Source organism: Microbacterium sp. No. 7, from assembly GCF_001314225.1.
GTDB lineage: Bacteria > Actinomycetota > Actinomycetes > Actinomycetales > Microbacteriaceae > Microbacterium.
This window is the reverse complement of the sequence record NZ_CP012697.1, coordinates 105,120-117,370: the sequence shown is the minus strand read 5'-3', so window position 1 is coordinate 117,370 and position 12,251 is coordinate 105,120. Positions and strand designations below refer to the sequence as shown.

Here is a 12,251-nt window from a genome sequence, read left to right as displayed (position 1 = left end):
CCTGACGACGCCGACGCGAACGCCCCTGAGGCGGGGTCGCGGATCACACGGCGGACAAGACAACTGAGGGATGCCTCGCGGCATCCCTCAGTCCGTCCTTGACTCTGATCTCAGATCAGAGAGGGCGGATGTTCTCTGCCTGCAGGCCCTTGGGGCCCTGGGCCACGTCGAACTCGACGCGCTGGTTCTCTTCGAGCGAGCGGTAGCCGCTCGACTGGATGGCGGAATAGTGGGCGAAGACGTCGGCGCCGCCTTCATCGGGCGCGATGAAGCCGAAGCCCTTCTCCGAGTTGAACCACTTGACGGTACCGCTGGTGCTCATGACTGCCTTACTGTAACTGCCCGGAGCAGGTGCCCCGGCACCTCCTAAGGTACTGGGTGACGGGCGCCCCGGGGCCCCTGTTTCGTTTCTCTACGGCAACGGTTATGTGACGAGTTCTTATCGCCCGCGCCCCCCGCCATCTCGGCGGGGAGGGGGCACGGGGCGGGTCATTCGAAGCGGGTGGCGGGGAGGGCGGTGCGGCGGCGGGCGGTGCGGAAGGTCGCGGCGATCGCGATCGCGGCGAGGGCCAGGCTCACCGCGATCGTCACGTAGTAGTCGGGGTCGGGCCACGAGACGGTGCGGCGTCCGCCCGTGAGCCCCGCGAGCAGCGTCCAGGCGACCACGAAGCCGAGCCCGACGCACAGCACGAACACGGTCGCGAGCGGGATCGCCGCCTCCGCCGCGAGCATGCGGCGGAGGGCGGACGCCGGCATCCCCGTCAGCCGCAGCAGCCCCAGCGTGCGCCGCCGGTCGAGCACGCCCGCGATCGTGGAGACGGCGAGCGAGATCGCGGAGACGACGGTCGCGATGAGGATGCCGACGTTCGCGAGCCCCGCGTAGCGCGCGGCCCAGGTCAGCTGGCCGTGGCCGGCGTCCTCCTCGCGCGTCGACGGCGGCAGCCACGGCGCGAGGTCGCTCGTGAGCAGCGCCGTGCGCGCCCGCTCCAGCGCCGCCGGCGAGCCGTCGGTGAGCACGATCACGGAGCTGATCCACGCCTCGGCCGCCACGTCGGCCGGCACCGGATCGACGGCGACCGGGCCCTCCGAGGGCTGGTTGGTGAAGTACGCGTTGTCGACGCGCACCCATTCGGCGTCGGGAACCGCGAGGCCGAGGGCCGCGGCATCCGTCGCACGCAGGATGGATCCCGTGTCGGGGTGCGAACGGTCCAGCGCGACCGCCGTCACGCCCGGTGTCGCCGCGAGGACCTCGAGCGCCGCCGCTGCGACGTCGTCGTCGTGCAGGCTCACGTGGCCGACGAGCGCGCTCGCGGCGAGGCGCTCGTCGGGCGGCGCCGCGACGAAGCCGTCGACGCGTGCCGTCGTGATCCCGGCGGCGAACACCGACACGACGAACACGGCGAGCACGAGGCCGCTCACGGTGCGGAACGTCGCGCGCGGATGCCGCAGGATGCGGTTCGCCGCCAGCACCCCCGCCGGACCCCGTGCGCCCGCAGCGAGGAGCCGGCTGACGCCCGCCGTGAGCACGGGTCCCGCGAGCACGAGTCCCACCGCGACGACGACGAACCCTCCGACGAGGATCAGGTCGGCGCGCGGCAACGGGCGGCCGCTGATGGACAGCAGGGTCAGGACGACCATGCCCGCGACACCGGCGAGCAGCGGCACGACGGCGACGAGGCGCGGGCGCCGCTCCGCGCGCTCGCGGCTCGCGCCGAGCGGGCCGAGGTCGGCGCGACGCGCCGTGACGTACGCGACGAGCGAGGCGACGAGCACCGTGCCGGCGACGATGGCCGCGATCGTCGCGGGGTCGACGTGCAGATCCCCGGCGAAGAACCGTCCGTCCTCGATGGAGAAGAGGGATGCCACCGGCACGAGCGCCCAGAACAGCACGAGGCCGCCGACGGCGCCGGCGAGCGCCGAGGCACCGGTCTCGATCGCGGCGACGGATGCCACCCGGTGCGGCGTGGCGCCCATGAGCCGCAGCGCGGCGAAGCGCTCGGCGCGGGCGGCGCTGCCGAGGCGGGTGACGATGCCGATGAGCACGACCACGGGGAACAGCACGGCGATGCCGCCGACGATCGCGATCACGCGATAGCTCTCGTTGGGATAGGGCGTGCCCTGGAAGGCGCGCACCCTCAGCGTGCCGGGCAGGCCGGCGACGGCATCCGCCTCGACGCCGACGACGGCGACGAGGGAGTCGGGGCTCGCGAGCGCATCGTCGGCGATGAGGCCGGCGATCGTGCCGAAGCGGTCGCCCAGCTGGTCGGCGGGAACGGAGGCGATGAGCGCGGCGAGCGCGGGCGAGACGTACGCGGTGCCGGGCGCGGGAGGCGCGCCGACACCGGGGACCTCGACGGTCGTGCCGGGCGTCGAGGCGATCGCGACGCGCGTGATCGCGTGCGGGCCGAAGCGCTCCGGGGCCATCTGCCCCATGCTGGAGACGAGGACCTCGCCGTCGGTCACGGTGGCGTCGCCGGGCGTCTGGACGGCGGTCGCGCCGGCGCCGGCGTACGGATACGTCCAGGTCGAGCGCTCCGCGCGATCGGTGAGCCCGTTGTAGGCGGCGAGGACGAGCAGCAGCAGGGCGACGCCGACCGCGACGCCCGCGGCCGTGCCGATGAGGCGCGCCCGGCCGCCCCGCGCCCGGCCCGCGACCAGCCAGGCGAGCGAGAGCGTGTTCACGCGAGCACCCCGACGGTGCTGACACGGCCATCGCGCACGACGATCTCGCGGTCGGCGTACGACGCCGTGCGCGCGTCGTGCGTGACGACCACGACGGTCGTCCCGGATGCCCGGGCGAGCTCGGTCAGGGTCGTCATGACCTTCTCGGCCGCGAGCGAGTCGAGCGAGCCCGTCGGCTCGTCGGCGAAGACGACCCGCGGCGCGGTCACGAGGGCACGGGCGACGGCGACGCGCTGCGCCTGTCCGCCCGAGAGCTCGCCGGGCAGCTTCGGGGCCTGGTCGGCGAGGCCCAGGCGCTCGAGCCAGCTGCGGGCCTGGCGCGCGGCGTCCCGGCGCGATCCGCCCGCGAGCAGCAACGGCAGCGCGACGTTGTCGGCCGCCGACAGATCGGGCAGGAGCTGCCCGAACTGGAAGACGAAGCCGAACTCGGTCAGCCGCAGCCGGGCGCGATCCGTCTCGTTCAGCGCGTCGATGCGGCGGCCCGCGTACTCGACCGCGCCCTCGTCGGGTGCGAGCACGCCGGCCAGCACGTGCAGCAGCGTCGACTTGCCCGACCCCGAGGGGCCCATGATCGCGAGGATCTCGCCCGCCCGGATGTCGACGTCGACGCCCCGCAGCGCCTCGGTGAGCCCGAACGAGCGCCGCACGCCGCGGGCGCTCAGCAGCACGTCGCTCACGACAGCACCTCCGCCCGCAGCTCGGCGAGCCGCGCCGCTGTGAGGTCGATCCACCGCAGGTCGGCCTCGAGGTGGAACAGCGCGTGGTCGCACAGCAGCACGGTGGACAGGTCGGCGCCGTGCTTGCGGCGGGTCAGCTCGCGCATGCGCGCCAGGTGCTCGGCCCGCTGCACGTCGAGGAGAGCCTCGGCGTCGTCGCCGAGCAGCAGCGCGATGACGGTCTTCGCGAAGAGGTTGCTCTGCAGGGATCCCGAGGGCGCATCGGGCGCGAACAGCCACTCGGCGACCTTGGTGCGGCCCTCCGGCGTGATCTCGTAGCGCTTGCGGTCGGGGCCCGCGCCGGCCTCGTCGCCGAGCAGCTCGATCAGCCCGCTGCGCAGGAGGCGGGCGAGCGTCGCGTACACCTGCCCGAACGCGAGCGGCTTCTCCGCGCCGAACAGCCGGTCGTATCCGTGCTTCAGGTCGTACCCGTAGCTCGGCCCCGTGCCCAGCAGCCCGAGCAGCACCGTCGAATTGTCCATGGAACCCATACACAGAGCGTATACACCTGATGTATAGATCGCAACACCCTGCCCGTGCCGAACCCGCCGCGGCGCCGCGGCACCGACCGCCGGGTCGAACTTGTGGGCGCCCGTCCTTGTGGGCGCCCGTCGCCGCTTCCCGCCCCGCAAGGCGACCACGAGCACCCACTGTTCGCCACCGCCCGCGGATCGTGGACAGTGGATGCCGCCATCACCGCGCCGACGCGACCACAAGCGCCCACGAGATACGTCGCGCGCACACGCGGCACACGCGGCATCCAGACCGCGGAGCAGGCGTTCAGCGGCCTGCGGGGTCTCCAGATGGTGGGCGCTTCTGGGCGCTTCACGCGCCGGGAAGCAGCCACAAGCGCCCATCATTCATGGACCGGCGGAGATCGTGGGCGCTCGTCGTCACGACCGCGCGGCTCAAGCGGCGACAAGCGCCCACAAGATGTGCGACGGCGGATGCCCGCGAGGCAGGCGCGGGCGACCGGAAGGGCGGCCGGAAACGAGACGATCCCCGTCCCGGGGGCCCGGGACGGGGATCGAACTGCTGTGCGCGAGGGGGGAGTTGAACCCCCACGCCCTTTCGGGCACTGGCACCTGAAGCCAGCGCGTCTGCCTATTCCGCCACTCGCGCGAATCCGCTCTCACGGACTCAACTTTCCGAGGATATCACGCTTGTGCGACGATCGATGTCCGTCATCGGCAGCGCACAGGTGCGCGTTCAGGGTATGCAACTACCATGTACGGACCGACAGGCATGCCCGAAGGAGCCCCGTGGGACTACTTGACAGCTTCGAGAAGGGTCTTGAGCGCGCCGTGAACAGCGCGTTCGCGAAGACCTTCCGCAGCGGCATCCAGCCGGTCGAGATCGCGTCGGCCCTGCGCGCGGAGATCGACGCGAAGGCCGCCGTGGTCAGCCGCGACCGCATCCTCGCGCCCAACGCGTTCACCGTGAGCCTGTCGAACGACGACGCCGAGCGCATGCGCTCGCTGGGCAGCGCGCTCGACGACGAGCTCAGCCGCCTCGTCGCGGCGCACGCGAGCACGCAGGGGTTCAGCTTCGCGGGGCCCGTGACGATCTCGCTCGTCGCCGACCCGCAGCGCGCGACCGGCACCGTCGGCGTGGCGTCGGCGACCGCCGTCGGCGACGTGTCGTGGCACGGCGTGCTCGAGATCGCCGGCATCCGGCATCCCCTCGCGAAGGCGCGCACCGTCATCGGCCGCGGCTCCGACGCCGACATCACGCTGGACGACTCGGGCGCGAGCCGCCGGCACGTCGAGGTGCTCTGGGACGGCGAGCGCGCCATGGTGCGCGACCTCGGCTCGACCAACGGCACGCTGCTCGACGGCCGCCGCATCGGCAACGCGCCGCTGCCGCCCGACGCCGTCTTCACGGTCGGGCGCACCGAGATCCGGTTCCGCGTCGTCGCGCAGGCCGCGCCGTCGCGCCCCGCGCCGCCCGACGACGCGACGCGCTCGTACCCCCTGGGAGGCGCCTCGTGACCGACCTGTCGCTGCTGCTGCTGCAGATCGGCTTCCTCATCCTGCTGTGGTTCTTCGTCTTCGCCGTCGTCTACTCGCTGCGCGCCGACGTGTTCGGCGTGCGCGTGCGCAAGATGCCGCCGTCGCAGACGCCGGCGCCCGCCCCCGTCGCGAAGGACCCGAGGCCCGCGAAGGAGCCCAAGGCGCCGAAGCCCGCGAAGGGCAGCCGGCTCGCGACCCGCGACGCCGTGTCGCGCATCGTCATCACGAGCGGCCCCAAGGCCGGCCTCGAGCTGCCGCTCGGCGACGAGCCGCTCACGATCGGCCGCTCCAGCGAGTCGGGCCTCGTGATCCGCGACGACTACACCTCCAGCCACCACGCGCGCCTGCTGCTGTGGGGCGAGCAGTGGATGCTGCAGGACCTCGACTCCCGCAACGGCACGTGGCACGACGGCGAGCGCGTCGCGGCACCCGTCCCCGTGCGCGTGGACGCCCCCATCAAGGTGGGCGCGACGACGTTCGAGCTGCGGAAGTAACCCGATCCGATGGTCTTCGAAGGGTCGAGCGCCGCGATCTCGCACACCGGCAAGGTCCGTGCGAACAATCAGGACTCCGGCTACTGCGGCTCCAACCTGTTCGTCGTCGCCGACGGCATGGGCGGGCACGCGGGCGGCGACGTCGCGTCGAGCCTCGCAGTGCACCGGCTGAAGGAGCTCGACCTGCCGTTCACCTCGACGACCGAGGCCGAAACGGCCCTGCGCGAGGCGATCACCGACACCGCGGCCGAGCTCATCGACACGGTCGCCGAGCGCCCCGAGCTCGCGGGCATGGGCACCACGGTCTGCGCGATCGTGATGGTCGACGACTACGCCGTGATCGCCCACATCGGCGACTCGCGCGTGTACCTGCTGCGCGACGGCGCGCTCACCCAGATCACGACCGACCACACCTTCGTGCAGCGTCTCGTCGACACGGGCCGCATCACCCCCGAGGAGGCCCGCTACCACCCGCGGCGCTCCGTGCTCATGCGCGTGCTCGGCGACATGTCGCCCGACCCCGAGGTCGACACGTTCATCATGCCGACCCGTCCCGGCGACCGCTGGCTGCTGTGCTCCGACGGCCTGTGCGGCGTGGTCGACGACGCGCACACCGCGAAGACGCTCGCGCAGGGCCTGGCTCCGGGCCGCACGGCCGATCTGCTGCTCAAGCAGGCGCTGGATGCCGGTGCCCCCGACAACGTCACGATCGTGCTCGTCGACGTGGGCGGCAAGCACCCCCTCTTCAGCGGCACCCCGACCATCGTCGGCTCGGCGTCGACGCCCGAGGGCGTCGCGATCACCGCGATCGCCCGCCCCAGCCGCACCGGCTGGCTGCACCCGGGCCGCCAGGCGGCCAACGAGCCGACGCACTTCGAGCCGGCGGCCGAGTACCTCGAAGAGCTCATCGAGGAGGACCGGCGCCGCGCCCGCGGGCGCCGCCGGTGGTGGGTCGTGGGCTTCGTCCTCGTGCTCGCGGTGCTCGCGGCGGCGGCGATCGGTGGCTACCAGTGGACGCAGACGCGCTACTTCGTCGGCACCGACGACGACACGGTCGTGATCTTCCGCGGCATCCAGCAGGACATCGGCCCGCTCTCGCTGTCGTCGGTCTACGAGGACACGAACATCCGGCTCGAGGATCTGCCGTTCTACCAGCGCCTCGAGGTCGAGAACACCATCTCCGCGCGGTCGCTCGAGCACGCCGAGAGCATCGTGCAGTCGCTCACCCCGGCGACGAGGGAGGAGAGCCGATGAGCGCCCCCGTCCAGGCCGACACGAGCGTGCTGAACGCGCTGCGCAAGCTGCGGATGCCGCAGACGCAGCGCAACCGCGAGCTGTGGCTGCTCGTGTTCGCGTTCGCGATCAACGCGAGCACGGTCGCGCTCGTGCAGCTCGGCGCCCACGGCCAGATCGACCCCACCTTCCTGTACTACTGCGGGGGCCTGTCGGTGCTCGTGCTCGCCCTGCACATCGTGCTGCGCCTGCGCGCCCGCGACGCCGACCCGTTCGTCGTGCCGATCGCGACGGTGCTGTCGGGCCTCGGCCTCGCGATGATCTACCGCCTCGACATCGCCGAGGACTACACGGGCTGGACGGCGTACTCGACGCGGCAGCTCGCGTGGCTCGCGATCGCGATCATCGCGGCGATCGCCGTCGTCGTGCTGCTGCGCAACTACCGCGTGCTGTTCCGCTACACGTACCTGTTCGGGCTCTCCGGCATCCTCCTCCTGCTGCTGCCGTACGTCCCGGGGCTCGGCACCGACGCGAACGCCGACGTGTGGGTCTCGATCGGCGGCATCGTCTCGTTCCAGCCCGGCGAGCTGGCCAAGATCGCCCTCGCGATCTTCTTCGCGGGCTACCTCGTGCGCACGCGCGAGTCGCTCGCCTCGGTGGGCACGCGGTTCCTCGGCATCACCTGGCCGCGGGCGCGCGAGCTCGGCCCCGTGCTCGTCGTGTGGCTCGCGTCGCTCGGCATCATCGTGCTGCAGCGCGACCTGGGCACAGGCCTGCTGCTGTTCGGCATGTTCGTCGCGATGATCTACGTCGCCACGGGCAAGACCAGCTGGGTCGTGATCGGCCTCGTGCTGGTGTCGGCGGGCGCGTTCCTCGCCTCGCGCTTCCTGCCCTACGTGGGGGCGCGGTTCGAGAACTGGCTCGACGCCTTCAACCCCGACCTCATGGACAACTCGTCCATGCAGCTCGTGACCGGCATCTTCGGCCTCGCGGAGGGCGGGTTCTTCGGCACGGGCCTCGGACGCGGGCGCCCCGACCTCACGCCGCTCGCCGAGAGCGACTACATCTTCCCGAGCCTGGGCGAGGAGCTGGGCCTCGTGGGCGTGTTCGCGATCCTGTGCCTCTACATGGTGTTCACGAGCCGCGGCATCCGCATCGGCATCGCGGGGCAGGACGACTTCGGCAAGCTGCTCGCGACGGGGCTCTCGTTCACGATCGCGCTGCAGGTGTTCATCATGGTCGGCGGCGTCACCCGCCTCATCCCCCTGACGGGGCTGACCACGCCGTTCCTCGCGGCGGGAGGCTCATCGCTCGTGGCCAACTGGATCATCGTCGCCCTGCTGCTGCGCATCTCGGATGCCGTGCGCTCCCGCCCCCGGGTGGTGATCGGCTGATGACGCTGACCCACCCCCGCCGGTCGAGTGCCCCCGGCCGCCCCGGCGCACCATCCCGCCGGTCGAGTGCCTCCGGCAGCATCGGCGCATCACCCCGCTGGTCGAGTGCCGCGCCGCAGACGCGGCGTATCGAGACCCCTCCCACAGACCGCTACACGGGTTTCGATACGCGGCCTCCGGCCGCTACTCAACCAGCGGTGGAGACGCACGCCCTCCTCCTCCCACCCCGCCGGCCGGGCCCCGCCGGCCGCGCCGGCGCATCACCCCGCTGGTCGAGTGCCGCGCCGCAGACGCGGTGTATCGAGACCCCTCCCACGGACCGTCACACGGGTTTCGATACGCGGCCTCCGGCCGCTACTCAACCAGCGAAGGGTGAGGCCGGCTCGAGGGGGTGCCGGGGATGACGAAGGAGCTTCGCCGTCTCAGCATCGTGATGCTCGTGATGTTCCTGGCGCTGTTCGGGTCGACGAGCTACATCCAGGCGATCGGCGCCAACGAGCTGCACGAGAACCCGCACAACCGCCGCGCGCTGTACGACTCCTTCGAGGTGCAGCGCGGCGCGATCCTCGCGGGCGAGAGCGTCATCGCGACCTCGGTGCCGAGCGGCGACCTGTACAGCTGGCAGCGGCAGTACACCGACGCCCTCATGTGGGCGCCCGTCACGGGATACATCAACCCCGTGCTCACGAGCGCGACGGGCCTGGAGCAGGCGATGAACAGCGTGCTGTCGGGCACCGCCGCGACGCAGCTGCTCGCCCGGCTGGAGCGCGTGATCAGCGGCCAGCCGCCGCGCGGCGCGAACGTCGTGCTCACGCTCGACCCCGCCGTCCAGGCCGCCGCGTTCGAGGCGCTGGGCGACTACGAGGGCGCGATCATCGCGACGACCCCCACCGGCGAGGTGCTCGCGATGGTCACGAGCCCCAGCTTCGACACGAACCTGCTCGCGTCGCACGACACCGTGGCGGTCGACGAGGCGTACCAGCAGCTCGTCGACGACCCGCTCGACCCGCTTTTCAACCGCGCGATCGGCGGCGACCTCAACCCGCCCGGCTCGACGTTCAAGCTCGTCGTGGCCGCCACGGCCCTCGCGTCGGGCCGGTACACACCGCAGTCGACGTTCCCGAACCCCACGTCGTGGCAGCTGCCGGGGTCGACGAGCCTCGTCTACAACCACGACAACGGCCCGTGCGGTCCCGGCGAGACCGTGACGCTCGCCGACGCGCTGCGGCTCAGCTGCAACATCCCGTTCGCGGAGCTCGCGGTCGCCCTCGGCGACGACGAGATCCGCGCGCAGGCCGAGCTGTTCGGCTTCAACACGTCGTTCGACCTGCCCGTGTCGTCGACGGCGTCGGTGTACCCGCCGACCGCGGACGACGCCTTCACGGCGCTGTCGGGCTTCGGCCAGGGCGACGTGCTCGCGACGCCGCTGCAGATCGGGATGGTGTCGGCGGCGATCGCGAACCGCGGCGTGCTGATGAACCCGCGCATGGTCGATCTCGTGGCCGCTCCCGACCTCTCCTGGCAGGAGCAGTACGAGAGCACCCAGTTCGCGGAGGCGATCGACGCGAAGGTCGCGGCGCAGCTCGCGGCGATGATGGTCGACAACGTCTCCAACGGCGCGGCGAGCGGTGCAAGAATAGAGGGCGTCGATGTGGCCGGGAAGACCGGCACGGCAGAGCACGGTCCCGATGATCCCTATACGGTGTGGTTCACGGGGTTCGCGCCCGCGGATACACCCGAGGTCGTCGTCACCGTGATGATCGAGAACGGGGGCGGGATGGGACAGCAGGCCACGGGCAACGAGATCGCGGCGCCCATCGCGAAGAGAGTCATTGAGGCGGTGCTGAGCAGATGAGACCGGCGCAGGGTGTGAGCTTCGGCGGACGCTACGAGTTGGATTCGCGCATCGCCATCGGCGGCATGGGCGAGGTCTGGGAGGCGACCGATCACGTCATCGGCCGCACGGTGGCGATCAAGATCCTCAAAGACGAGTACATGGGCGATCCCGGCTTCCTCGAGCGCTTCCGCGCCGAGGCCCGGCACGCCGCGCTCGTCAACCACGAGGGCATCGCGAGCGTGTTCGACTACGGCGAGGAGAACGGCTCCGCGTTCCTCGTGATGGAGCTCGTCCCCGGCGAGGCGCTGTCGACCATCCTCGAGCGCGAGGGCACGCTCTCGACCGACAAGACGCTCGACGTCGTCGCGCAGACCAGCGCGGCGCTGCAGGCCGCGCACGCCGCGGGCCTCGTGCACCGCGACATCAAGCCCGGCAACCTGCTCATCACGCCCGACGGGCGCGTCAAGATCACCGACTTCGGCATCGCGCGCATCGCCGACCAGGTGCCGCTCACCGCGACCGGCCAGGTCATGGGGACCGTGCAGTACCTGTCGCCCGAGCAGGCGTCGGGCCACCCGGCATCCCCCGCGACCGACATCTACTCGCTCGGCATCGTCGCCTACGAGTCGCTGGCCGGCAAGCGTCCCTTCACGGGCGAGTCGCAGGTCGCGATCGCGATGGCGCAGATCAACGACACCCCGCCGCCGCTGCCGGCGACCGTTCCCGGCCCCGTGCAGCAGCTGGTGCTCTCGATGATCGCCAAGAAGCCCGCCGACCGTCCCCCGACGGCCGCCGCGGTCGCGCGCGCGGCGTCGGCGCTGCGACGCGGAGACGTCGCCGCGGCCGCCGCGATCGTGCCCGCGATCGCCGGCACGGGCGCACCCGTCGACGAGGTCACCCAGCTGCTCACGCCGTCGGGCGAGGACACGACGCGCCTCATGCCGCTCTCGACGGCGACGGCGCCCGCGGTCGTCGCCCCGCCGCGCAAGCGCAGCCCGTGGACGTGGCCGCTCGTCGCGCTCATCGCGCTGCTGCTCATCGTCCTCGGCGGCACGGTGTTCGCCCTGATCAACTCGAACAGCGACACCCCCGAGCCGCCGCCCACGTCGCCGAGCCCCACCGTCACGCCGACGCCCACGCCGACCGCGACGCCCACGCCGACGCCCATCGCGATCGAGTCGCTCGAGCTGGTCGGCAAGACGTGCGACGAGGCGCGGGCGGCCGTCGAGGCCGTGGGCGCCACCGCGAACTGCGAGACGGGGGATGCCGCGTTCCTCCCCGAGGACGAGGGCAAGGTGTACCGCACCAACCCGTTCAGCGGAAACCTCGTCAAGGACGACCGCGTGACGCTCACCGTGTACAGCACGGCTGTCGACATGCCCGCGCCGACCGAGGCGCCGTCGCTGCCCGGCACCGTCACGGCCGGCACGCGCGTCGACGTCTCGTGGCCGGCCTACGCCTGCCCCACGGGCGCCGGCGAGGCTCACTACAACGTGTTCGTCGACGGCGGCGACGTCACGATGATGGGCGCCACCTCGGCGCAGATCGAGGTCACCGGCGAGGGCCAGCTGCAGGTCTCGTACACGGTCACGTGCCGCCGCGACGACGGGGCCACGCGCGAGACCAGCGCCTCCCCCACGGCGACCGCGAGCATCACGCCCGCCACACCCACGCCGACGCCCGATCCGATGCCGAGCGAGCCCTCCTCGCCCGAGCCCACTCCCGAGGCGCTGCCCGACGCGCAGCGTCTGTGGTGGCTGCTGACGTCGGGCGACACCGGTCACGCGGACGACGGGTCCGCCGTCTCTGAGGGCTGACTCAGGCTCGTCCACTAGGTGCGCGGGTCAGAATCGGGTGGCGTGGCGCGCGGCGTTGACTCTGGC

Annotated in this window: 10 protein-coding genes and 1 tRNA gene; 6 read left to right on the top strand and 5 right to left on the bottom strand. The window is 72.1% G+C overall.

Features of this window, described 5'->3' with window-relative positions; genetic code table 11:
* Nucleotides 1-115 precede the first annotated feature (115 nt).
* The 5 genes from AOA12_RS00550 to AOA12_RS00530 all read right to left on the bottom strand — a co-directional run bounded on the left by AOA12_RS00550 (nucleotide 116) and on the right by AOA12_RS00530 (nucleotide 4,520).
* Entirely contained in the window at nucleotides 116-322 is a 207-nt protein-coding gene (locus AOA12_RS00550; protein ID WP_054678686.1) for a cold-shock protein, read from the bottom strand.
* Between the two features lie 167 nt (nucleotides 323-489).
* A complete protein-coding gene (locus tag AOA12_RS00545; RefSeq protein ID WP_054678681.1) occupies nucleotides 490-2,682 on the bottom strand; it encodes an ABC transporter permease in 2,193 nt (730 codons plus the stop codon).
* On the bottom strand, nucleotides 2,679-3,359 hold the full coding sequence (locus tag AOA12_RS00540) for an ABC transporter ATP-binding protein (RefSeq protein WP_054678679.1): 681 nt from the start codon (nucleotides 3,357-3,359) through the stop codon (nucleotides 2,679-2,681). Before AOA12_RS00540 ends, AOA12_RS00545 begins: the two co-directional genes overlap by 4 nt.
* Entirely contained in the window at nucleotides 3,356-3,889 is a 534-nt protein-coding gene (locus AOA12_RS00535) for a PadR family transcriptional regulator (RefSeq protein WP_231637149.1), read from the bottom strand. Before AOA12_RS00535 ends, AOA12_RS00540 begins: the two co-directional genes overlap by 4 nt.
* Before the next feature lie 547 nt (nucleotides 3,890-4,436).
* A tRNA-Leu gene (locus tag AOA12_RS00530) sits at nucleotides 4,437-4,520 on the bottom strand.
* A gap of 140 nt (nucleotides 4,521-4,660) precedes the next feature.
* Here AOA12_RS00530 and AOA12_RS23465 point away from each other — a divergent pair.
* The 6 genes from AOA12_RS23465 (at nucleotide 4,661) to AOA12_RS00500 (ending at nucleotide 12,185) form a co-directional block, all read left to right on the top strand.
* Complete coding sequence (locus tag AOA12_RS23465) at nucleotides 4,661-5,389, top strand: FhaA domain-containing protein (RefSeq protein ID WP_054678673.1); 729 nt, start codon at nucleotides 4,661-4,663, stop codon at nucleotides 5,387-5,389.
* Nucleotides 5,386-5,904, top strand: coding sequence for an FHA domain-containing protein FhaB/FipA (locus AOA12_RS00520; RefSeq protein ID WP_054678669.1), 519 nt, complete (start codon nucleotides 5,386-5,388; stop codon nucleotides 5,902-5,904). The genes AOA12_RS23465 and AOA12_RS00520 overlap by 4 nt, the downstream gene beginning before the upstream one ends.
* 9 nt (nucleotides 5,905-5,913) lie before the next feature.
* Nucleotides 5,914-7,158, top strand: a complete 1,245-nt coding sequence (locus AOA12_RS00515; RefSeq protein WP_054678666.1) for a Stp1/IreP family PP2C-type Ser/Thr phosphatase — start codon at nucleotides 5,914-5,916, stop codon at nucleotides 7,156-7,158.
* Nucleotides 7,155-8,531 (top strand): FtsW/RodA/SpoVE family cell cycle protein, encoded by a 1,377-nt coding sequence (locus AOA12_RS00510; protein WP_054678663.1) that lies wholly within the window; start codon nucleotides 7,155-7,157, stop codon nucleotides 8,529-8,531. Before AOA12_RS00515 ends, AOA12_RS00510 begins: the two co-directional genes overlap by 4 nt.
* Before the next feature lie 400 nt (nucleotides 8,532-8,931).
* Nucleotides 8,932-10,386 carry a peptidoglycan D,D-transpeptidase FtsI family protein gene (locus AOA12_RS00505; protein WP_054678660.1) on the top strand — a complete coding sequence of 485 codons (1,455 nt, stop codon included), beginning with the start codon at nucleotides 8,932-8,934 and terminating at the stop codon, nucleotides 10,384-10,386.
* Nucleotides 10,383-12,185, top strand: a complete 1,803-nt coding sequence (locus tag AOA12_RS00500; RefSeq protein WP_082405831.1) for a serine/threonine-protein kinase — start codon at nucleotides 10,383-10,385, stop codon at nucleotides 12,183-12,185. Before AOA12_RS00505 ends, AOA12_RS00500 begins: the two co-directional genes overlap by 4 nt.
* Nucleotides 12,186-12,251 lie beyond the last annotated feature (66 nt).